At 74.7% G+C, this 20,510-nt stretch carries 25 protein-coding genes; 16 read left to right on the top strand and 9 right to left on the bottom strand.

The window, feature by feature from the left end; all coding sequences use genetic code 11:
* Window positions 1–23 precede the first annotated feature (23 nt).
* Window positions 24–1,055, bottom strand: a complete 1,032-nt coding sequence (locus ACFYNX_RS28690; RefSeq protein ID WP_388665490.1) for a HEAT repeat domain-containing protein — start codon at window positions 1,053–1,055, stop codon at window positions 24–26.
* A 5-nt stretch (window positions 1,056–1,060) separates the two neighbouring features.
* On the bottom strand, window positions 1,061–1,738 hold the full coding sequence (locus tag ACFYNX_RS28685; protein ID WP_388665445.1) for a HEAT repeat domain-containing protein: 678 nt from the start codon (window positions 1,736–1,738) through the stop codon (window positions 1,061–1,063).
* 96 nt (window positions 1,739–1,834) lie between these two features.
* On the opposite strand from ACFYNX_RS28685, the gene ACFYNX_RS28680 reads away from it, so the two are divergent.
* The gene (locus ACFYNX_RS28680) at window positions 1,835–2,269 is read left to right on the top strand and encodes a VOC family protein (RefSeq protein WP_388665443.1); all 435 of its coding nucleotides are present in this window, start codon (window positions 1,835–1,837) and stop codon (window positions 2,267–2,269) included.
* Between the two features lie 173 nt (window positions 2,270–2,442).
* Window positions 2,443–3,066 (top strand): PadR family transcriptional regulator, encoded by a 624-nt coding sequence (locus ACFYNX_RS28675; RefSeq protein WP_365547496.1) that lies wholly within the window; start codon window positions 2,443–2,445, stop codon window positions 3,064–3,066.
* Window positions 3,067–3,125: 59 nt separating this feature from the next.
* Here the strand turns inward: ACFYNX_RS28675 and ACFYNX_RS28670 are convergent, their stop codons facing one another.
* The gene (locus tag ACFYNX_RS28670; RefSeq protein ID WP_365547499.1) at window positions 3,126–3,350 is read right to left on the bottom strand and encodes a hypothetical protein; all 225 of its coding nucleotides are present in this window, start codon (window positions 3,348–3,350) and stop codon (window positions 3,126–3,128) included.
* Between the two features lie 197 nt (window positions 3,351–3,547).
* On the opposite strand from ACFYNX_RS28670, the gene ACFYNX_RS28665 reads away from it, so the two are divergent.
* The 3 genes from ACFYNX_RS28665 to ACFYNX_RS28655 all read left to right on the top strand — a co-directional run bounded on the left by ACFYNX_RS28665 (window position 3,548) and on the right by ACFYNX_RS28655 (window position 6,400).
* Complete coding sequence (locus tag ACFYNX_RS28665) at window positions 3,548–4,189, top strand: Clp protease N-terminal domain-containing protein (protein WP_388665441.1); 642 nt, start codon at window positions 3,548–3,550, stop codon at window positions 4,187–4,189.
* Between the two features lie 41 nt (window positions 4,190–4,230).
* The gene (locus ACFYNX_RS28660) at window positions 4,231–5,262 is read left to right on the top strand and encodes an EamA family transporter (RefSeq protein ID WP_365547502.1); all 1,032 of its coding nucleotides are present in this window, start codon (window positions 4,231–4,233) and stop codon (window positions 5,260–5,262) included.
* Between the two features lie 175 nt (window positions 5,263–5,437).
* Window positions 5,438–6,400, top strand: coding sequence for a DMT family transporter (locus tag ACFYNX_RS28655; RefSeq protein ID WP_388665438.1), 963 nt, complete (start codon window positions 5,438–5,440; stop codon window positions 6,398–6,400).
* 84 nt (window positions 6,401–6,484) lie between these two features.
* Here the strand turns inward: ACFYNX_RS28655 and ACFYNX_RS28650 are convergent, their stop codons facing one another.
* Entirely contained in the window at window positions 6,485–7,261 is a 777-nt protein-coding gene (locus ACFYNX_RS28650; RefSeq protein WP_388665436.1) for a pyridoxamine 5'-phosphate oxidase family protein, read from the bottom strand.
* Window positions 7,262–7,296: 35 nt separating this feature from the next.
* Here ACFYNX_RS28650 and ACFYNX_RS28645 point away from each other — a divergent pair, with 35 nt between their 5' ends.
* Both ACFYNX_RS28645 and ACFYNX_RS28640 read left to right on the top strand, forming a co-directional pair.
* A complete protein-coding gene (locus tag ACFYNX_RS28645) occupies window positions 7,297–8,631 on the top strand; it encodes an aminotransferase class I/II-fold pyridoxal phosphate-dependent enzyme (RefSeq protein ID WP_388665434.1) in 1,335 nt (444 codons plus the stop codon).
* Window positions 8,632–8,846: 215 nt separating this feature from the next.
* The gene (locus ACFYNX_RS28640; RefSeq protein WP_388665432.1) at window positions 8,847–9,695 is read left to right on the top strand and encodes an oxaloacetate decarboxylase; all 849 of its coding nucleotides are present in this window, start codon (window positions 8,847–8,849) and stop codon (window positions 9,693–9,695) included.
* A gap of 125 nt (window positions 9,696–9,820) precedes the next feature.
* Here the strand turns inward: ACFYNX_RS28640 and ACFYNX_RS28635 are convergent, their stop codons facing one another.
* Complete coding sequence (locus ACFYNX_RS28635) at window positions 9,821–10,864, bottom strand: DMT family transporter (RefSeq protein ID WP_388665430.1); 1,044 nt, start codon at window positions 10,862–10,864, stop codon at window positions 9,821–9,823.
* A 75-nt stretch (window positions 10,865–10,939) separates the two neighbouring features.
* Between ACFYNX_RS28635 and ACFYNX_RS28630 the strand changes: the two genes are divergently transcribed.
* The gene (locus tag ACFYNX_RS28630) at window positions 10,940–11,842 is read left to right on the top strand and encodes a LysR family transcriptional regulator (RefSeq protein WP_388665428.1); all 903 of its coding nucleotides are present in this window, start codon (window positions 10,940–10,942) and stop codon (window positions 11,840–11,842) included.
* 149 nt (window positions 11,843–11,991) lie between these two features.
* On the opposite strand, the gene ACFYNX_RS28625 is transcribed toward ACFYNX_RS28630, so the two are convergent.
* Entirely contained in the window at window positions 11,992–12,384 is a 393-nt protein-coding gene (locus ACFYNX_RS28625; RefSeq protein ID WP_388665426.1) for a hypothetical protein, read from the bottom strand.
* Window positions 12,385–12,550: 166 nt separating this feature from the next.
* Between ACFYNX_RS28625 and ACFYNX_RS28620 the strand changes: the two genes are divergently transcribed.
* The gene (locus ACFYNX_RS28620) at window positions 12,551–13,594 is read left to right on the top strand and encodes an AraC family transcriptional regulator (RefSeq protein ID WP_388665424.1); all 1,044 of its coding nucleotides are present in this window, start codon (window positions 12,551–12,553) and stop codon (window positions 13,592–13,594) included.
* Window positions 13,595–13,738: 144 nt separating this feature from the next.
* A complete protein-coding gene (lepB, locus tag ACFYNX_RS28615) occupies window positions 13,739–14,347 on the top strand; it encodes a signal peptidase I (protein WP_365547530.1) in 609 nt (202 codons plus the stop codon).
* 5 nt (window positions 14,348–14,352) lie between these two features.
* On the opposite strand, the gene ACFYNX_RS28610 is transcribed toward lepB, so the two are convergent.
* Complete coding sequence (locus tag ACFYNX_RS28610; RefSeq protein WP_365547533.1) at window positions 14,353–14,967, bottom strand: TetR family transcriptional regulator; 615 nt, start codon at window positions 14,965–14,967, stop codon at window positions 14,353–14,355.
* Window positions 14,968–15,154: 187 nt separating this feature from the next.
* Here ACFYNX_RS28610 and ACFYNX_RS28605 point away from each other — a divergent pair, with 187 nt between their 5' ends.
* The 6 genes from ACFYNX_RS28605 to ACFYNX_RS28580 all read left to right on the top strand — a co-directional run bounded on the left by ACFYNX_RS28605 (window position 15,155) and on the right by ACFYNX_RS28580 (window position 19,070).
* On the top strand, window positions 15,155–15,835 hold the full coding sequence (locus ACFYNX_RS28605; RefSeq protein WP_365547535.1) for a cholesterol esterase: 681 nt from the start codon (window positions 15,155–15,157) through the stop codon (window positions 15,833–15,835).
* Window positions 15,836–15,999: 164 nt separating this feature from the next.
* Window positions 16,000–16,584, top strand: a complete 585-nt coding sequence (locus ACFYNX_RS28600) for a DUF6114 domain-containing protein (RefSeq protein ID WP_388665421.1) — start codon at window positions 16,000–16,002, stop codon at window positions 16,582–16,584.
* Complete coding sequence (locus ACFYNX_RS28595) at window positions 16,581–17,366, top strand: DUF6230 family protein (RefSeq protein ID WP_388665419.1); 786 nt, start codon at window positions 16,581–16,583, stop codon at window positions 17,364–17,366. Before ACFYNX_RS28600 ends, ACFYNX_RS28595 begins: the two co-directional genes overlap by 4 nt.
* Window positions 17,360–17,746 carry a DUF6114 domain-containing protein gene (locus ACFYNX_RS28590; RefSeq protein ID WP_388665418.1) on the top strand — a complete coding sequence of 129 codons (387 nt, stop codon included), beginning with the start codon at window positions 17,360–17,362 and terminating at the stop codon, window positions 17,744–17,746. Before ACFYNX_RS28595 ends, ACFYNX_RS28590 begins: the two co-directional genes overlap by 7 nt.
* Window positions 17,743–18,366, top strand: a complete 624-nt coding sequence (locus ACFYNX_RS28585; RefSeq protein WP_388665416.1) for a hypothetical protein — start codon at window positions 17,743–17,745, stop codon at window positions 18,364–18,366. Before ACFYNX_RS28590 ends, ACFYNX_RS28585 begins: the two co-directional genes overlap by 4 nt.
* Window positions 18,363–19,070: a DUF6230 family protein gene (locus tag ACFYNX_RS28580; RefSeq protein WP_365547550.1), complete on the top strand. Its 708-nt coding sequence runs from the start codon at window positions 18,363–18,365 to the stop codon at window positions 19,068–19,070. Before ACFYNX_RS28585 ends, ACFYNX_RS28580 begins: the two co-directional genes overlap by 4 nt.
* 58 nt (window positions 19,071–19,128) lie before the next feature.
* On the opposite strand, the gene ACFYNX_RS28575 is transcribed toward ACFYNX_RS28580, so the two are convergent.
* Window positions 19,129–19,890 carry an anti-sigma factor domain-containing protein gene (locus ACFYNX_RS28575; RefSeq protein WP_388665414.1) on the bottom strand — a complete coding sequence of 254 codons (762 nt, stop codon included), beginning with the start codon at window positions 19,888–19,890 and terminating at the stop codon, window positions 19,129–19,131.
* On the bottom strand, window positions 19,887–20,477 hold the full coding sequence (locus ACFYNX_RS28570; protein WP_388665412.1) for a sigma-70 family RNA polymerase sigma factor: 591 nt from the start codon (window positions 20,475–20,477) through the stop codon (window positions 19,887–19,889). Before ACFYNX_RS28570 ends, ACFYNX_RS28575 begins: the two co-directional genes overlap by 4 nt.
* Between the last annotated feature and the right edge of the window lie 33 nt (window positions 20,478–20,510).

The following is a 20,510-nucleotide window of genomic DNA, read 5'->3' as shown; positions in this document are numbered from 1 at the left end:
TGCCGGTGCCGGGGGCGGGGACGTCAGCGTCCGTCGCGGAGTCCGAGGACGTACGTCGCGGTGAGGGCGACGGCGCGGTCCTCGTCGCTGGAGAGGTCCGCGAGCGCGCGTGAGGCCGTGGGGCCCGGGATGTCCGCGAGGGCCTGGGTCAGCCGGCGGCGTGCGGACGGTCCGGTGGTGGCGCGGGCGAGGCGGTCGACGAGGCCGGTGGCGATCCGGTCCGCCAGGGCGGGGTCGTCCGCCAGGGCGCTCAGCGCGTCGGCCGCGTCCACGTCGTTCGTCCCCTTCGTTTTTCCTGTTCCCTCCGTCTCCCCGGCGACCAGGTCGACGAGCGTCGGGATCGCCTCGGCCGTGCCCCGCGCCCCGAGCGCCACGGCCGCGTGCCCCCGGACCGTGGTGTCGGGGTGCGCGAGGGCGTCCCGCAGGAGGGCGGTCGCCTCCTCGTCCGGCAGCTCGGCGAGGGACCGGACGGCGCGTTCCCGTACCTCGGGGGCCGGGGAGCCGAGGCCCTCCGCCAGGAGCGCCGGTCCGTCCTCGCCCGCCCGGGCCAGGGCCCAGCGCAGGGCCCCGGCGACGTTCGGGTCCGACTCGTTCAGTACGGCCTCGACCAGCGCCTCCACCGGCAGGGGAGCCTCCTCGGACGCGGACAGGGCCGCGCGCTGGCGCGTTCCCGCGCTCGTCGACCCCAGCGCCTGGAGGAGCGCGACGGTCCGGAGGACGTCCTCCCAGTCGCCGGGTTCCGCGGCGCCGATCCGGCGGAGCCGCGTGAGCAGCTCGGTCTCCGCCGCGATGCGTTCCCGCGTCCGGCGTACGAGGCCGTCGACGAGCTCCGCGGGCGCGAAGCCGGGATCGCCGAGGGCGCGCCCGACCTCGCGCAGCGAGAGCCCCAGCGACCGCAGGCTCTCGACGTGGAAGATGCGCCGGATGTCCTCGTCGGAGTACTCCCGGTAGCCGGAGCCGGTGCGGCCCGTCGGGCGGACCAGGCCGAGCGTCTCGTAGTGCCGGAGCATGCGGGCGCTGACCCCGGAGCGCCGGGCCACGTCACCGATCAACACGCCTGTCATCCCTCCTGTCCGGCCCCGCCGAGGGCCACGACGCGCTTCGCCTCCTCGACCGCGGACTCGAACCCGGCCTCCGGGTCGCGCCACAGGCGTTCCGTGGCGACCGCGTGCGCGCGCACGTCGGGGTCGGGATCCGTCGCCGCGGCGGCGAGGACCGGCAGCGCCGCCTCCCCGAGCGCGATCAGTGCCCGGCTGAGGCTCAGCCGCATCTCGCGTCCGCCGCGTCCGAGCTGTGTCGCCAACCCTACGGCCGGCCCGTGCTCCTCCCCCTCGGGCACGAGGACGACCGCCGCCCGCCAGGCGCTCCGGGCCACCTCGTCGTCGGGGTCGGCCAGCAGCGCCGGGGTGATCACCGGCCACGCCCGCCGGTCCCCGATCTTGGACAGGGTGTGCAGGGCCTGGCTCCGGGCCCGCGCGCACCCCGAGCGGACCTCGTGCAGGAGCTTCGGGACCGTCATCGAGGGCGGGTGGCGGGTGAGCGCCCAGGTCAGCATCTCCCGTACGGAGAAGTCGGGCTCGACCGCGCACCGTTCGACGAGGCCGCCCACGGTCCCCGGGTCCTCGCCCGGGGCCGTGCCGATCGCCAGCACCGCCCGCAGCCGGACCGACGGGTCGTCGCTCCCCAGTGCCCGGAGCGCGCGTGCCGTCCCGCCCTCTTCTTCCTTCGACATGGTCATCGGGACCACCTCCTCGGCGTCAGTGAAGGCCTTGACACCGTGACAAGGTCAAATATCGGGTTCCTCGTCGGCGGCGCACGCCCCTAAGGTGTGCCGATGTCAAAGATCAGGAAACTCCAGCTCACCTTCGACTGCGCCGACCCCGAGCGCCTCGCCCGGTTCTGGTGCGAGGTGCTGGGTTACGTCGTGCCGCCGGTGCCCGAGGGGTTCGAGACCTGGGACGACTACCACCGCTCGCTGCCGCCCGGGCACGAGGTGAAGTGGTTCGCCTGCGTCGATCCCTCGGGCGAGGGCCCGCGGCTGTTCTTCCAGCGCGTTCCGGAGGGCAAGGTCGCCAAGAACAGGGTGCACCTCGACGTACGGGCCGGGACCGGGCTCGTGGGCGAGGAGCGCCTCACCGCGCTCCAGGCGGAGTGCGCCCGGCTGGTCGAGCTCGGCGGAGTGCACCTGTACACGCTGTTCGCCGACGAGGAGAACGAGTCCTGCATCGCGATGCAGGACATCGAGGGCAACGAGTTCTGTCTGGACTGAGGCCCGCGAGGGTGCCCCCGGCCGGGGGCACCCTCTTTTGGTTCCTCCGTAATCGAACTGGCGTTCCCCTTGCGTGCATCCCTTTCGGTCCCCTTGCTCACCGAACAGTTCCGATATATCGTTGAAGCATCGCGATGGTTCGTAGAAGAAATCCCGATGGAAGGAGCGTTGCGATGCGTTCACATGGACACGAGTACGGAAACGGACACGGAGCCGGTCGTGGAGGCCGTGGCCCCGGAGGCCGGGGAGACTTCGAGGGGCGGCGTGCCGCCTTCGGTCCCTTCGGGCCCGGGTTCGGCGGCGGACCGTTCGGTGGAGGCCCCTTCGGGGGGCGGGGTCGCGGTGGCGGCCGGGGACGGGCGCGGCGCGGTGACGTGCGGGCCTCGATCCTGGCGCTCCTGAAGGACCGCCCGATGCACGGTTACGAGATGATCCGCGAGATCGGCGAGCGCAGCGACGGGGCCTGGAAGCCCAGTCCCGGCTCCGTCTACCCCACCCTCCAGCTCCTGGAGGACGAGGGGCTGATCACCAGCGCGAGCGAGGGCGGCAAGAAGCTGTTCACGCTCACCGACTCCGGGCGCGCCGAGGCCGAGGACGGTCCCGAGGCCCCCTGGGAGGAGGCCGGGCGCGGGGTCGACTGGGAGGCCGTGAACGAGATCCGGCAGGCCGGCTTCGGCCTGATGGAGGCGTTCGGGCAGGTCTGGAAGACCGGCAGTCCCGAGCAGCGGGAGAAGGCGGTCGCCGTGATCAACGAGGCGCGCAAGAAGCTGTACCTGATCCTCGCCGACGAGGACTGAGACGAGAGGAAGGGGCCTGCGGCGATCGCCGCAGGCCCCTTCCTCCGTTTCTCCCGCCTTCAGGACCGGTGGACCGTCAGCTCCGCCGCGGTCGGGCCCGCCCCGTCGCCCACCCACCGGATCTCCGCCGCGTCGAAGCTGTCGGAGGCGCGCGGCGCCCCGTCCTCCTCGTGGCAGTGGAACGCGGCCCAGAACAGATCGGCCGGCAGCGCCTCCCGGGGCGCGTACACCCGGTACACGTACTGCCGCCCGTCGAGCGCGGGCAGACCCACCGTCCAGAACACGTTCGGAAAGACGAGCGGAGAGGGGCCGTGGTTGCAGAAGGGCCGCGAGGCAAGGCGGCGCGCGGCCCTCCGGGCGTGTCGGGGGCGATCTCCTTCGCAAGGAGGAGGAACCGCGCACCCGTGCCCACCTCCGGTGGGACGCGGACATGCTCCTCCCCGGTGATGTTCCGGCCGCCCCGGCCTGATGAGGTGGGAGCGTGCACAGTCCCGTCCCGCGCCCCCCGTCGCTCCGGCAGCCCGCCGCCCTGCGCGCGGAGCTCCTCCCCTTCCTGACGCCGTCGCTCGCGGCGGCCGTCTCGGGCGCGCGCCGCAGGGCCCTGCGGGACGGGGACCGCCAGATCGACACCGCGCACCTGCTGCACTCCCTCGTCGAGTCCGACCCCGAGGCCGCCGCCGTCTTCGAGGGCCGCGAGCGGCTCGCCCGCGTCCTCGGCTACCTGGTCCAGCGGTCCATCGGCTACGGCCTGCGCTGGCAGCGCTCCGTCGAGGACTCGGGAGCCCGGCGCCTGCTGCCCGCGACGCGCGGGGCCGAGCCCCGGGACGTTCGGGCCTCCGGCTGGTCGCCGGCCGCGGCCGCCGCCCTGGAGGGCGCCCTCCGGCGGGCCGCCGAGCGCGGCGAGCCGCAGGCCCGGGGCGTCGACCTGCTCGCCGTCGTCGCCGCCGACCCCGAGAGCCGGGCCGTCGAGGTGCTGCGCCGCGCCGGGGTCGACCCGGCCGCCCTGGCCGCCCGTGCCGACCGCCTGTGCGCCCCGTGCGAAGCCCTCGACCGCGCCGGTGACCCCTCCCCCGGCGGCACCTCCGGCGGAGCCCGCCACGGGGGGCCGTCTCAACAGGTGTAACGGGGGTTACACCCCTGACGGCGCCCTGTCATGATGACCCCATGCACGCGTCTCAGGGGAGAAGCGCCGGCCTGGGACTCGCCCTGGCCTCGGCCTTCGCATTCGGTGGTTCGGGAGTGGCGGCCAAGCCGCTCATCGAGGCGGGACTCGACCCGCTCCACGTCGTCTGGCTCCGGGTCGCCGGCGCCGCGCTCGTCATGCTGCCGGTGGCCTGGCGCCACCGGGACCTCCTGCGCCGCAAACCCGCCCTCCTCCTGGGCTTCGGACTGCTCGCCGTCGCCGGCGTCCAGGCCTTCTACTTCGCCTCGATCTCCCGCATCCCCGTCGGCGTCGCCCTCCTCGTCGAGTACCTCGCCCCGGCCCTCGTCCTCGGCTGGGTCCGCTTCGTCCAGCGGCGGCCCGTCACCCGCGCCGCCGCCTTCGGCGTCGTCCTCGCCGTCGGCGGCCTCGCGTGCGTCGTCCAGGTCTGGTCCGGACTGAGCTTCGACCTCCCCGGCCTCCTCCTCGCGCTCGCCGCCGCCTGCTGCCAGGTCGGCTACTTCGTCCTCTCCGACCAGGGCTCCGACGAGGCCGAACCGGCGGACCCGGTCGGCGTCATCGCGTACGGCCTGATCGTCGGCGCGCTCGTCCTCACCGTCGTGGCCCGGCCCTGGGGCATGGACTGGGCGGTCCTCGGCGGCCGCGCCGCCATGGACGACGCCAGTGTGCCCGCCTGGCTGCTGCTCGGCTGGATCGTGCTGATCGCCACCGTCTTCGCCTACACCACCGGCGTCGTCTCGGTGCGCCGGCTCTCCCCGCAGGTGGCGGGCGTCGTGGCCTGCCTGGAGGCCGTCATCGCGACCGTCCTGGCCTGGGTCCTGCTCGGCGAGCACCTGGGCGCGCCGCAGATCGTCGGCGGCGCGGTGGTCCTCGTCGGCGCCTTCATCGCCCAGTCCTCGACGCCGAAGGCGCCGCCGTCCGGGCCCGTGGCCGGCGGAGCGGGCGACGCGAACGGGACCGGGGCGGGGAGCGGTGCCGCGACGGAGACGGCCGACCGGGACGCCGGGTTGTCCGCCGGACGGACCGCCCCGTAGGGTGCCGATCATGCATCCGACCGTGCTTCCGCCTCCCGCCGCCTAGCGCGCGCGGAGACCCTCCCCGACGAAGACCGGGCCCGAGCGGCGATCCCTCGCCGCCGGGTGGTCCGTCGCTGCCCGCGCGCGGAGCCGAGCGACCACCTTTCCCTCCCGTCTTCCACGGAGAAGTCACGTGTCGAACTCCTCGGGATCCGCCCTGTCCGTCGGGCGGAGCCTCTGCTACCTGATCGTCGCCGGAATCGCCTGGGGCACGGCCGGTGCCGCCGCCTCGCTGGTCTTCCGCGTCAGCGACATGGGCCCCCTCGCCCTCTCCTTCTGGCGCTGCGCCGGCGGCCTGGTCCTGCTGCTCGGTGCCCTCGCCCTGCGGTCCCGCCGCGCGTCCGGCACCGCCGTGGAGGAACCGCGCCGCCGGAGGGCGGTCCGCATCCTCGGCACGGGCGTCGGCCTCACGGTCTTCCAGAGCGCGTACTTCGCCGCCGTCGAGGCCACCGGCCTGGCCGTCGGCACCGTCGTCACCCTGGGCTCCGGTCCCGTCCTCATCGCGCTCGGTGCCCGCCTCACCCTGGGGGAGCGGCTGGGCCGCGGCGGGACCGCCGCCGTGGCCGGGGCGCTCGCCGGGCTCGTCGTCCTCGTCCTGGGCGGCGGCGACGCCGAGGTGCGCCCGGTGGGCGTCGTCCTCGCGGTCGTCTCGGCCGCCGGGTACGCGGCGATCACCCTGCTCACCCGCCGGCTCGGCCGCGCCGGCGGAGGCGCGGACGCCCTGACCACGACCACCTGGGCCTTCGCGATCGGGGCGGCCGGACTGCTGCCCGCGGCGCTCGCGGAGGGGCTCGTCCCGCACACCGGCGAGCCGGTGGGCGTACTCCTCCTGCTCGGGTACGTGGCGGCGGTGCCGACCGCGCTCGCGTACGCGCTGTACTTCGCCGGAGCGGCGGTCGTCCGGGCCGCCACCGTCTCCGTGATCATGCTCCTGGAGCCGGTGAGCGCCGCCCTGATCGCGGTCTCGCTCCTCGGTGAGCGGCTCACCGCCGCGATCGTGCTCGGCACGCTGCTGCTCCTCGCCGCCGTCACGGGCCTCGCCTTCGCGGAGACGCGGACGGCGGTGGAACGCAGGCGCGAGGCCGCGGTGGCGTAGGGCCGGGCCTTCTTCCGGGCGCGCCCCTCCCGGGCGGGCGCCGGCCGGTCGTCCGGCATGGTCCGCGCGTTCCTTCGCCCGCCGTCAGAGCGCGGCGAGGTAGCCGGGCAGGGCGACGGACGGGTCGAGGTCGTCCGCCGGGACCGGGGCGCCGTAGCCGCCGCGCACGGGGACCACGCCGGACCAGTGGGGGAGGGCCAGGTCCTCGGGGTCGTCGTTGGGGCCGCCGGTGCGGACCTTCGCGGAGACCTCGTCGAGGTCGAGGCGGATCACGGCGGTGGCGGCGAGCTCCTTGGCGTTCGCGGGGCGCGAGTCGGCGGAGCGGCCGGGGACGACGTGGTCCACCAGGGCGTCGAGGGCGATCCGCAGCTCCTCGGGGTCGGTGACCCGGTGGGCGGTGCCGTGGACGACGACCGAGCGGTAGTTGAGCGAGTGGTGGAAGGCGGAGCGGGCCAGCACGAGGCCGTCGACGTGGGTCACGGTCAGGCAGACCGGAAGGCCGGGGGCCTTCGTGCCGTCGCCGGTCGCGCGCAGCGGCCGCGAGCCGGTGGAGCCGTGGACGTAGAGGCGCTCGCCGACCCGGCCGAAGAGAGTGGGGAGGACGACGGGCACGCCGTCGCGGACGAAGCCGAGGTGGCAGACGTAGGCGTCGTCGAGGATCGAGTGGACCAGTTGCCTGTCGTAGGAGGCGCGTTCCCGCGAGCGGGTGGGCACGGTCCGGACGGTCGGCGTGTAGGCGGCGGACGGTGTCGCTTCCGGGGCGGGGGCGGAGGCTCCGGTCGGCGTCGGTCCTGGGACGGGGGCGTCGGTCGGCGTCGGTTCCGGGGCAGTGGGCGGGAGGCCTTCGGCGGTGGCGCTCATTGCGTACTCCATTGCTCTAGTGCATAATCGTGTTTGTGCTAGGAGAGTATCGGATCGAAGGCCGTCGCGCATCGGACATCGCCGCCAGCGTCGAGCGGGGGGTGGGTGCCGGAGCGCTGGCGCCCGGCCGACTCCTCCCGCCCATGCGGGAACTGGCGGCCACCCTGGGCGTGAACCCCAACACCGTCGCCGCCGCCTACCGCACCCTGCGCGAGCGCGGGGTCATCGAGACCGACGGGCGGCGCGGCAGCCGGGTGCGGCCCCGCCCCGCCACGACCGCGCGCGGCTCGATCCGGGTCGAGGCGCCCGCCGGGGTGCGGGACGTGAGCAACGGCAGCCCCGACCGCGCCCTCCTCCCGTCCCTCGACACCGCCCTCGCGGAGGTCGCGCGCCGGTACGCCGAGCGGCCCGGCATGTACGGGGAGGCCCCGGTCGACGAGGAGTTCGGGCGGCTCGCCCGCGCCGCCTTCGACGCGGACGGCGTGCCGGACGGGCCCGTCGGCGTGGCCTCGGGCTCCCTCGACGCCATCGAACGGGTCCTCGCGGTCCACCTCAGGCCGGGCGACGCCGTCGCCGTCGAGGACCCGGGCTGGGGCAGCCTCCTCGACCTGGTGCCCGCGCTCGGACTGCGGCCGGTGCCGGTCGCCGTCGACGACGGGGGGCCGCTCCCGGAGGAGGTCGAGCGCGCGGTCCTGCGGGACGGGGCGCGGGCGGTGATCGTCACCGACCGGGCGCAGAACCCGACCGGCGCCTGCGTCACCGGCGACCGGGCCCGGGAGCTGCGGCGGGTCCTCGCCGCGCACCCCGGCGTCCTGCTCGTCGAGGACGACCACGGGCACGGCATCGTCGCGCAGCCGCTCCACCCCCTGGCCGGGACCACCGACCGCTGGGTCTTCGTCCGCTCGGTCGCCAAGGCGTACGGCCCCGACCTGCGGATCGCCGCCTTCACCGGGGACGCCGAGACCGTCGACCGGGTCCTCGGACGGCAGCGGCTCGGCCCCGGCTGGGTCAGCAAGCTGCTCCAGTGGACCGTCGCGCACCTGTGGGCCTCGGAAGCGGTGGACCCGGCCGTCGTCGCGCGCTCGTACGGCGAGCGGCGCGACGGGCTCGTCCGCGCCCTCGCCCGGCGCGGCGTCGAGGCGTACGGGCGCTCCGGCATGAACGTGTGGGTGCCGGTCGCCGACGAGACGGGCGCGGTCGCGCGGCTCCTGGCGGCGGGCTGGGCGGTGGCCCCGGGCGCGCGGTTCCGGATGGACACCGGTCCGGCCGTCCGGCTCACCGTCTCCGGCCTGGCCGTCGCGGACGTCGAGCCCCTGGCCGACGCCGTCGCGGGGGCGGCGGGGCCCGCACCGGCGCGGAGTTACGGGTAGGCCCTCTCCGGAAGGGCCGCCACCCGCTGCGCGTGGCGTCCCGGTGACGTTTCTGCGGTGAATGCGCTACGCCTGGAGGGTGAGTCGCCCCCTGCGGGGCGCGAGTCCCGCTCCCGGTCGGTGAATCATCGGGTTCCGGCGCGGGCCCACCCTTCCCCGGTGGTGCGCGCCCCTTCACGTTTCCCGTGTTCTCCCACACCCCCAGGAGTCGGACGATGAGCCACGGCAGCAGGTTGCGCGACCGGATCGCGGAACCGGGGACGACCCCGCTGATCGGCGTGTACGACATGTACTCGGCCTCCCTGTCGGCCGCGCACTACGACGGGATGTTCGTCTCCGGGTTCGGCTTCGCCGCCTCGTACTACGGGCTTCCGGACATCGGCTTCATCGCCTGGCCCGACATGGTCGCCTTCGTGCAGCGGCTGCGCGGCGCGTTCCCCCGGCACCACCTCCTCGTGGACATCGACGACGGCTACGTCGATCCCGAGGTGGCCTGCCACGTGGTGGAGTCCCTGGAGCGGACCGGCGCCTCGGGCGTGGTCCTGGAGGACCAGAAGCGCCCGCGCCGCTGCGGCCACGCGGACGGCAAGCAGGTCCTGCCGCTCGACGAGTACCTCGCCAAACTGGAGATGGTCCTCGCGACCCGCCGGGACATGGTCGTGGTGGCCCGCACGGACGCCACCGAGGAGGAGGACATCCTCCACCGGGCCAAGTGCCTGGCCGCCACCGACGCCGACGTGGTCCTCGTGGACGGCGTGCGCAGCGTGGAGTGGATCCGCCGGATCCGCGAGGTGGTCGACGGCAAGCCGCTGCTCTTCAACCAGATCGGGGGCGGCAGGTCCCCGCGCCTCTCGCTCGCCGAACTCGCCGAACTCGGCGTGGACGTGGCGATCTACAGCACCCCCTGCCTCTTCGCCGCCCACGAGGCGATCGACTCGGCGCTTGCCGAACTGAAGCGCGCCGACGGCAGGCTGCCGGCCCCCGCCCCGGACGGCGGCGCCGGGGTCGCCGCCTCGACGCGGCTCCTGGAACGGAACGTCGCCCGCCGGCGTACGCGAGCCTGAGCGGGGGGACCGCGCCTCCGGGCTGTGGCCCGTGTCCCCGGGGCGCGGCTCGTGCTCCGGGCCGTGGTCCGCACCTCCGGAGCGCGACCCGTACCCCCGGGTCGTCACCCCGGGGGTACGGAAACTCAGGCGCGGGCGGCGGGCTTCGGGAGAGTGGGGGCCGGCTCCGGCGCTTCCGGGGCCGCGACCGCCGCCTCGACCGGGGGAGTCGTACGGCGGCGGGAGGCGCGGGTCTGGGTGAGGGCCGCGCCCGCCAGGACCACGACGGCGCCGACCGGGGTGTTCCAGCCGAGCCGCTCGCCCAGGAGCGTGACGCCCGCCGTCGCGGCGATGACCGGGATGAAGTACGTGACCATGGAGGCCGTCGTCGGACCGACCTCCGCGACGATGCCGTACTGGAGCAGCATCGCGTACCCCGTGCCGAGCGCCCCGAGCGCGATCACGGCGAGCAGCGGCAGGAGCTCCACCGACTCCGGGGCCGAGGTGAACAGTGGGGTGACCACGGCCAGTTGGAGCGTCGCCAGGCCCACCTGGGAACCGGCGAGCGAGAGGTTCGAGGCGCCGGAGCCGGCCAGCGTCCGGCGGACGTGGATCCAGCCGACCGCGTAGCTGAAGGAGGCGAGGAGGGCGAGCGCGGTGCCGGTCGCGTCGAGACCGGAGAAGCCCTGCCAGGCGCCGAGCACGGTCAGCACGCCGACGAAGCCGATGCCCAGGCCGGCCGCGCGGACCCGGGTCGGGCGGTCCTCGGAGAGCGCGACGAGGGAGAGCAGCATGCCCCACAGCGGGGTCGTCGCGTTGCAGATGCCCGCCAGGGTCGACGGGATCGTCAGCTCCGCGTAGGCGAAGAGGGAGAACGGCAGCGCGTTGAGGAGGAAGGCCGCGACCGCCAGGTGACCCCAGACGCGGGCTCCGCGCGGCAGCCGGTCGCGCTTCACGACCAGGGCGACGGCGAGCACCGCCGTACCGAACAGGAGCCGTCCGAAGGCGACCTGGAGGGGGGCGAAGCCCTCCGTGCCGACCTTGATGAAGAGGAAGCTGAAGCCCCAGACGAGGGCCAGCGCACCGAACCGGACGCGCCAGTCGAGCAGGCGGGAGGCGGGCCGGGACGGCCCGGCGGACGAGGCGGAGGGAGGGACGGCGGGAATGGAGGGCGGGGCTGCGGGACTCATGGCACTCAGGGTGGGGGCGAGCGACCCCTTAGGACAAGTGAGACTTCCTCGACCCCTTCCCTTAGGATCGCTTACATGTTGAACCTGGAGCGCCTGCGCACCCTCGACGCCGTCGCCCGGCACGGCTCCGTCAGCGGCGCGGCCGACGGACTGCACGTCACGACCTCCGCCGTCTCCCAGCAACTGTCCAAGCTGGAGCGCGAGGTCGGGCAGCGGCTGCTCGCGAAGAACGGGCGGGGCGTGCGCCTCACCGACGCCGGGATGCTGCTCGCCGAGCACGCCGCCCGGATCCTCTCCCAGGTCCAGATGGCCCAGGCCGACATCGAGGCCCAGCGGGGGCGGGTCGTGGGCGAGGTGCGGCTCGCCGGCTTCCCCACGGCGGCCCGGGGCCTCTTCCCGGGCGCGCTCGCCGCCCTGCGCGCCGGCCATCCCGAACTCCGGGTCCGCACGACGGAGCTGGAGCCGGAGCCGGGGGTGCGCGCGGTGCTGCGCGGCGACGCCGACCTCGCGATCGTCCTGGACTGGAGCAACAAGCGGGCGCCCGTGCCCGGCGGCCTGGAGCGCGCCCACCTCTTCGACGACACCGCCGACGTGGCGCTGCCCGCCGGGCACCCGCTGGCCGGACGCGAGGAGGTGGACCTGGTCGACTTCGCCGACGAGGAGTGGGTGTCCTGGCCGGAGGGCGAGTTCTGCCACGACTGGCTGATGTTCACCCTGCGCTCACAGGGCATCGAGCCGCGCATCGGCCACTTCGCGGGCGAGCACCACACCCAGCTCGCGCTGGTCGCGGCCGGACTCGGCGTCTGCGTGACCCCCCGCCTCGGCCGCCCGGTGCCGGAGGGCGTCGCCTTCGTGCCCGTACGCCAGAAGATGCGACGCCACATCTACGCCACCTGGCGCGCCGACGCGGGCCGCCGCCCCTCCGTACGGGCGGTCGTCGGGGCGCTGCGGAAGGTGGCCGAGCCGCTGGGGTGCTGAGGGTGCGGCTGCGGGGGCTCCGCCTTCGGTGCCGGTTCGGCCGTCGGTGTCGTCGGCAGCCGGACGGGCGGCGGTCGCGGCGGGTGGAGATCGGTCCCGGCGGTGGTGCGGTCAGGACGGGCGTCGGGGAACGGCCGTTCGACGGCGGGTCACCCGGGCGCCTCGGCCCCGGGCGAAGGCCGGCGTCCGCGGCGCAGTGACCGTTCGGCGGTGGCCAGGGTCACCTCGGTCCCGTCGCTCCACGAGCAGACCTCCAGCCACGAGAGGTAGCCGCCCTGCGCGAAGACCAGGACCTCGCCGGGACACTCGCCGTCTTCCGTGAGGACGAGGACCTTGGCCGCCACCACGGTGCCCGGGCCGGACGGCGCCGGCTCCACCGCGTGCGTGTCGAGAGCGAAGTACGCCGTGCCGCAGCCGCACGTGCAGCGGCTCTGCACGCGGAGGTGCGGCACCTGCCGGCGGAGCGCGAGGTGGACCGGATCGTCCTCTCCGAGAACCGCCTCCAGCACGAGGGCCACGTCGGCGGGCAGCGTCTCCGTCACCTCGTCACCGTATCCCGTGGCCGCGGTGTCTCCGTTCCTCCCGTCCGGGAGGGGAACGAAGGGCCTTACAGTTCTCAGTAGAATGTCCGAACCTGGACATCCTTCCAGGAAAGTGTCCAGCTTCGGGGGTCCGGAGCGCGACGCGGCCGGAACGGAGGCGACGCACGTGTCGACACGGTCGGTCAGCTCCCACCACGTGCGGGCCGCGCTGCTCGGCGCCGAGCGGCACGGGGTGGCCGCCGGGCCGCTCCTCGCCCGGGCCGGGCTGCCCCCGGCGGTCCTGGAGGAGCCCCAGGCCCGGGTCCCCGCCGAGCAGTTCGGCCGGCTCGTCAGGACGCTGTGGAACACCCTGGACGACGAGCTGATCGGCTTCGGCGGCGCGCCCAGCAAGGTCGGCACCTTCGCGATGATGGCCCACGTCGTGGTCCACGGCAGCCGGGACCTGGGCGAGGCCCTCCGGCGCGCCCAGACCTTCTACTCCCTCTTCCCGGCCGGACCGCGCTTCCGCCTCGTGGAGCCCGGACCGGGCCCGGAGGCCCCCGACGGCGAGGAGGCCGACGAGGCCCGACTGGAGTTCGACATCTCCGGGTACGACGACCCCCTCCACTTCGGTGCCGAGTCCACCGTCCTCGTCGCCCACCGCTTCGCAAGCTGGCTGATCCGGCGCAGGGTCGGCCTGCGCCGGGTCGAGTTCGTCCACCCCGAGCCCCGGCACGCCCGGGAGTACGACCTCCTGTTCGGCGCGCCCTGCGTCTTCGGCGCGGAGCGGACGGCCGCCGTCTTCGACCGGGCGGACCTCCGCGAGCCCGTCCTGCGCGACGCCGCCGCGCTCAAGGTCTTCCTGCGCCGCGCCCCCGTCGACGTGCTCGTCTCCGCCGACTACGGCAGTACGGTCACCGGCCGGGTGCGGCACCTGATCGGGCGCGCCCTGCCCGCCGGGCCGGTGCCGACGCCCGAGGAGCTCGCCGTGCGCCTCTCCGTCAGCCCGCAGACCCTGCGCCGTCGGCTGGCCGCCGAGGGGACGACGTACCAGCGCCTTCGCGACCAGGTGCGGCGCGACCACGCCCTCGCCGAACTGGCCGGCGGCCGCGTCTCCATCGAGCGGCTCTCCCGGCAGCTCGGGTTCTCCGAACCCAGCGCGTTCCACCGGGCGTTCCGGCGCTGGACGGGCGAGACGCCCCGGGCGTACCAGGGGAGGGGGCGGGGGTAGCCCCGTACCGTCCTTCGGGCCCGCGCGGTCAACAACCCTGAGCGGTACGGTCACAGCCGTCGTCCGCCGTCCGGCCTACCGTCCCGCCATGACCGAAATCGACCGGTCCGGTGGCGTGCGGCCCCCGGACCCCACCCGGCGCCGGTGAGCGCACGCCGGGCGGCCGGCGCCGTCCTCGGGACCGGAGTCCTGCTCTGCCTCCTCGCCTGGGTGGCCGTCACCGCCCTCGGCATCCGGGTCGACGGCACCAGCATGACCCCCACCCTCCACCAGGGCGACCGCGTCCTCGCCGCCCCGGGCTCCGCCGGAGAGGCGCGCCGGTTCGACGTGGTGTTGCTGCGGGCGACCCACAAGGACACCCTCCTGGTCAAGCGGGTGATCGGACTCCCCGGCGACCGGATCGCGATCGTCTCCACGCCGGACGAACCCTTCCAGGTCCTCCTCCAGGAGGGCGGCAAGGGGCCCCTGTACCGGGTGGCGGCGCCCCAGTGGGCCGCGCAGGCCCACCGTACGGGCGCCTGCTGCACCCCGGAGGGCAGCCGCTCGGCGCGGGCGGCGCTGCGGACCGTGCCCGAGGGCGCGTTCTTCTACCTGGGCGACAACCCCGACCTGTCGGACGACTCGCGGGCGTACGGCTGGGGCGAGATCGACCGGATCGAGGGGAGGGTCGGCGTGCGCGCCTTCCCCGTCTCCGCGTCCCCGGACCTCGGCAACCGGCCGGTCCTGGAGGAGTACCGGGGGGCGAGCCCCTGAGGCGGCTACGTGACCGGACTCGGCGGGAGCTTCTCGCGGCCCGTGCTCAGGGCGACCCTGACCACCGTGTCCGCGATGCGCCGTGCCGACTCCTCGGGGGAGGCGGTGGCCTGCACGATGTGACTCGCCGTCAGCCGCACCGCCGCGTCCACGGCCAGCTCGCGCGCCACCGGGTCGACGGTGGGCCAGGCCTCCGTGACGTACGCGTCGGCCATCGCCGTGGCCGTGGCGAACGCCGCCGCGGACCGGGTCGTCAGGTAGGGGAGCAGTCCGTCCTCGCCCGTGCTCGTCAGCATGGCCCTGATCAGCGGGTTCCGGCCGGCCAGCGTGAGCGTGAAGCCGACGGCGGCCTCCACGGCCGCGCGCAGGTCGTCCCGGTGCGCGTCCAGGCCCGCCTGGATGCCGACGAGGCAGCGCTCCAGCTCGCGCTGGAAGAGGGCCTCGCCGACCGCCTCCTTGGAGGGGAACTCCGAGTACAGCGTCTGCCGGCTGACGCCGACCGCGCCGGCCAGGTGCGCCATGCGCAGCTTGTCGAAGCCGCGGTCCGCGACCGCCTCGTACGCCGCGTCGAGCAGGCGCTCGCGCAGCAGTGTCCGGACCGTCTCCCTGAACCGTGGCATCGGCCAAGCCTAGTCCAGAGGAATTCTCCTCAGGATTGTCCGAAGTGTTGACACTCCATAAGAGAGTGTCCAATTCTCGAACATGCAGCCGCAAAGTGTCATCCGTCTCCGACCATCCGGCCGAGGACGCACGGCTGTGTTCGCACCCCACCCGCGCGACACGTGCGGGACGACGGTTGGAGAGCACATGCAGGAAGAGACCAGAGGGGTCACCCGCTGGCGCAGATCGGTGTTCCTGGCCCTGCCGGCCACCGTGGCGATCGGCGCCATGGCCACGGCGATGGTGCAGGGCGCCCTCGCCGCGAACCTCTCGCTGACGAGCGTCCCCTTCACCCTCAGCTCCAAGACGGTGGCCGCGCCGCAGGGCATCGGCGCGGTCATGCACACCGTCGACGCGGGCGGGCCGAAGGGCTCCGCCGAGGTCGGCCTCGCCAAGGCGGGCCTCGACGGCATCTGCGTCCACGCCGTCCAGTCGGTCAACCTCCCGGTGATCGGCAGCCTCGGCACCTGGTCGCTCAACATCTCCTCGCCGGCCGCCGCGACCCCGCTCACCAGCGAGCAGCTCGTGGCCGGCGCCGGGCTCCAGGCGAACAAGCTGGTCCTCGACGCCCAGGCGCTCAAGGCGTCGACGGCCACCCTGCACGCCGCCGACGGCAGCCCGAACGTCATCGGCGCGGCCGCCGACAGCGCGGGGATCAAGAGCACCGGCATCACCGACGGCACCGCCGGCCAGTTCGGTCTGGACGCCACCGGCGGCCGGACGGACATCAAGAACCTCAACGCCGACGCCAACGCCGCCACGATCTCCGGCGCGATCACCCTGCCCGACCTGGCGATCGGCATCGCCCACGGCGACAAGGGCTGCTGAGCCGCACGGCCCCGGCACTCCGCCGCCCCGCCGGCGGGGGCCCGCGCCCTCCGGAACCCTCCCGGTCCTCCGGACCCCTCCGGGACTCCCGGAGGCGCGGGCCCCCGCCCCCTGGACCCCGCCCCCGCTCCCGTACCTCCCCGACCCACCGCTGCGAGGCCTCCATGAGCACCGATCCGCCGACCGACCCGCCCGAGCCGACCCGGGGGCCCGCGTCCACCGAAGGGCCCGCCTCCACCGGGGGACTCGCGTTCACCAAGGAGTCCGGGGAGTCCGGGGGGTCCGGGGAGTCCGCCCCGGCCGGCCGGCCCCGCGGTGCCCGCGCGGCCTTCCGCCGCTGGCGCCGCACCCGGCCCTTCTGGGCCGCCGTCTGGACCGGGCTCGGCGGCTTCGTCATCTTCTTCCTTCCGATGGCCCCCCTCGGCAAGATCCTCCAGGTCGGCATCGGCGGGATCGCGGGCATGGCGGGCGGAGTCGTCCTCATGGCGATGGCCCTGCTCATCCTGCTGCTGCCGAGCCAGCGCCACACCGCCGGCGTCCTCGCGGTGATCGCGGGCGTCGCCTCCTTCCCGCTGTCGAACCTCGGCGGCCTCTTCGTCGGCATGGTCCTCGCGGTCCTCGGCGGCTCCATGGCCTTCGCCTGGCTCCCCGAGAAGCCCGCCGGGCGGACCCGCGGCCTCCTCCGCCGCGACCGGACGGCCGCCGAAACCCCCGTACCCCCCGTGTCCATTGGGAGCGGATCCGCATGAACCACCTCTTCTCCGGCGCCCGCGGGCTGGGCAAGTCCTTCGCCCGGATGCGCACGGCCGGCGCCCGCGCCGCCGCCGACTGGAACACCCGGATGCTGGCCGAGGCCGCCGACGACACCCGCCGCGGCACCCGCTGGGGACGCGGCGCCCTCGCCTTCGTCCCCTCGGCCCTGGCCATCGGCGCCCTCGGCACGGCGCTGGCCCAGGGAGCGCTGGCCGCCAACTTCAGCGTCACCGGCGAGCCCTTCACCCTGACCTCCAACGGCGTCCAGGGCAGCGGCTTCGGCGCCATCGTCAACACCCCCGCCGTCGGGCGCCCGGACGGCACCACGACCACCAACACGGCCATGGCGCGCGTCGGTTTCGCCAGCGCCGGGCTCGCCGGACTGTGCGGGATCGTCCACCAGAAGATCGCCGGCGTCCCGTACTCGCTGCTCCTGACCGGCGGTCAGAAGGTGACGGCCACCCCGCCCGGGACCTTCACCACCGACATCGACGCCTCGAACCTCTACATCCAGGCCACCGAACTCCAGGCGTACGGGCCCACCACCCTCCAGAACGCGGTGCTCGGCCAGTCCGCCGACCAGGTCACCGTCGCCGGCAAGCCCCTCACGGGCGCGCTGCCCGGCGGCTTCGGACTCGGCTCGGCGGGCGGCGAGGGCGGCAGCTCCATCAAGCTGCACGGCCTCAACGCCACCGCGTACGACGCGGAGATGGCGGGCGCCCTCGTCCTGCCCGACCTGAAGATCAAGGTCGTTCCCGGATCGGCCACGACGTGCTGAGCCGGGTGCGGGCCGCGTGGGCGTGGTTCCGGGCCTTCCGCCGCACCCGCCCCTTCTGGGGCGGGGTGTGGCTGGTCGCCGGGGGCTGGACCGTCCTCAAGTTCTCCCTCAGTTCGCTCCAGTTGATCGTGAGCACGGGCTTCGGGGGGATCGCCGGCTACCTCGTCGGCGGCGGGATGATCCTGTGCGGCCTCATCCCGATGGCGCTGCCCGCCCAGCGGTACACCTTCGGGCTCATCGGCGCGATCCTCGCCGTCGTCTCGCTCGTCGTCTCCAACCTGGGCGGCTTCCTGCTCGGCATGGCGCTCGGCGTCCTCGGCGGCTCCATGATGGTCGGCTGGGGAGCCAAGCGCCCGCGCCGCAGGGCGGTGGAGGGGTGAGGACCCGGCCGGGCGGGACCCGGCAGCGGGCCCTCGCCGTGAGCACCGCCCTGGCGCTCGCCGTCGCCACCGCCGTCTGGTCGGGGCAGCCGGGCAGCGCCGCGGGGGCGCCCGCCGCCGTCCAGCCGCTCGGCGTACCCTTCCTGCCCTCCCCGGACCCGCTGCGCGTCACCATCGACAGCATGGTCGCCGTCTCGCTGAGCGTCGACAAGGACGTCACCATCCGGCTCTCGGACGGCACGACCCGGACCACCAACAAGTACACCTTCACCAAGCTCAAGATCCGCTCGCACATGAAGGTGGTCCAGAAGGCGAACGGCCACACCGTCACCATCGACGTCCCGGACGAGGGCTCCCTCGGCGGCTACGACAGCGCGGGCAAGCCCGAGACGACGACGATGTGGGGGAACATCAGCAACGTCTGCCTCCGCGTCCTCGTCAAGATCTGCGGGGTGCAGGGCCTCCTCGACTTCTTCGGCTCCCTCATCCCGCTGACTGCCGGGGCCGAGGACTTCACCGGGGACATCTACGCGATCCGGACCGTCGACGACCACGCGGCCCTGAACTCCACCGACAACCCCGTCCACCTCCCCGGAACCATCACGGTGACCTCCCCATGAGCCCCGAAAGCCGCAGCGCCCCCGAGGAGGGACGCACCCACTGGCGCCGGTCCCTCGCCGTCGCCGTGCCCGCGCTGCTCGCCGCCGGCGGCCTCGGGACCGCCATGGCGACCGGCGCCCTCGCCGTCGGCCTCCAGATCCAGGACCGGCCCGTCGACTTCACCACCAGCAGCCTGTACGGGACGCAGTACGGCGCCGCCGTCGTCGACCAGGCCGTCGTACGGCCCGACGGCTCGGCCGGGACCGTGCGGGTGCTCCGCATGGGCTTCGCGGACGGCATGATCAACGGCCTGTGCCTGAGCCAGAAGCAGCAGATCGGCGGAGCCACGTACACCCTGATGCTGACCCTCGGCGACGACAATCCCGGTTCCTGGGAGATCAGGACCAAGAACACCGTCCTCGACCTGAGGAGCGCCACCGGCGTCCTCGACATGGACGGCGTCGTCGACCTCAACACCAACGGCGCCGACGTGAAGACCGTCAAGGACTCCTCCGGGGCCTACGTCGACAACCCGCTGAACAGCCCGCAGCACCGCTTCGGCATCCAGGCGCGCTACGCCAAGTTCGACCGGATCACCGGCACCGCCCAGGACTTCCAGCTCCCCGGCCTCCTCACCACCCCGAAGCTGAAGCTGTCCGTGAAGCCGGGCTCGGTGGCCTGCCCCGCCCCGCCGGCGCCCACCGGGACGCCGGGAACGCCGTGAGAGCCGTGAGCGGGACGGGGCGGCCGCCCCCGGGCCGTGGCCGCCCCGCCCCGCCGCCTCAGGCCGTCGGCATCGCCATCGTCGCCACCGGGTCCGAGGTCGGGCGGGACGAACCGCCCGCCGGCTCCACGGTGATGCCGATCCCGGCCGAGCGGTTCGCCGGCCCCTCCAGGAGGACCGCCGAGGTCGCCGCGCCCGGCGTCATCAGACCGGCGGGCCGCATCGTCCCGGAGTCGTCGTACCAGAGCTGGTAGACCTTCCCGGGCGGCGGCGCCGGCATCCCCGCCGCGGCGAACACCGCCCGGTCCTGGGACGGGGAGTGGACGAGGGTGCCCACCGCGCCGTCCGCGAGCCGGGCCGTGGAGACCCGGGCGTCGGGCGCGGCGAGGACGGCCGCGACCGCCTCCGCCCGCTCCTCCGCGACGGCCGCGCGCCGGTCGGCGTCCTCGGCGCGCTCGTACTGCCACCCCGCGACCCCGCCGAGCGCCACCAGACCGGCGACCGAGGCGGCGAGCGCCCAGCGGGGCAGCCGCCGCAGCCTCCCGAGACCGCCAGGCGACCGGCCGACGGGCCGGGTGGGGGGCGGGAACTGGCGGACGTCCACGATCCGGCGCAGCACCTCGGCGCGCAGGGCCGGGTCGATCGGCGCGGCGACGGCCAGGCCGAGGCGCGCGGTCGTCTCGGACAGCTCGCGCACCTCGTCCGCGCACGGGGCGCACTGGGCCAGGTGCCGTTCGAACGCCTCCCGCTCCTCGTCCGTCTCCAGGGCGTCGAGGACGTAGGCGCCGGTCAGCGTGTGCAGTTCGTCGATGGTCGTCACGCCGTCACCCCCAGGCAGTCGCGGAGCCGGATGAGCCCGTCGCGCATCCGGGTCTTCACGGTCCCCAGGGGCAGCGAGAGCAGCTCCGCGACCTCACGGTAGGTCAGACCGCGGTAGTAGGCCAGGGTCACGGACTGGCGCTGGCGCTCGGTGAGGCCCCGCAGACAGCGCCGTACCCGCTCGCGGTCGAGGCGGCTCTCCACCTCCTCGGTCACCTCGTCGTACGCGGGACTGTGGTCGAGCAGCGCGACCCGCCGGGCGCGGTCCGAGGCGGCCTGCTCGGAGCGCACCCGGTCCACGGCCCGGCGGTGGGCGAGGGTCAGCGCCCAGTTCAGGACGGAGCCCTTGTCCGGCCGGTAGCGGGCGGCGGAGCGCCAGAGGTCGACCATCACCTCCTGCGCCACCTCCTCGGACTGCGCGGGGTCGCGCAGCACCGAGCGGACCACGCCCAGGACGGGGCCGGAGACCCGGTCGAAGACGCCGGCGAAGGCGTCCTGGTCCCCGCGGGCCACCTGGACCATCAGCTCGGGCAGCCCCTCGCTCCGGTCCGGGACCGGACCGCCTCCGACGCGCGCGTGCTCTCTCATCCGCCTGTGCCCTCCTGCGTGGCCTCGGGTGCC

Source organism: Streptomyces sp. NPDC007872, from assembly GCF_042868165.1.
GTDB lineage: Bacteria > Actinomycetota > Actinomycetes > Streptomycetales > Streptomycetaceae > Streptomyces.
The sequence above is the reverse complement of the archived record's forward strand: the minus strand, read 5'-3'. Positions and strand labels throughout refer to the sequence as shown.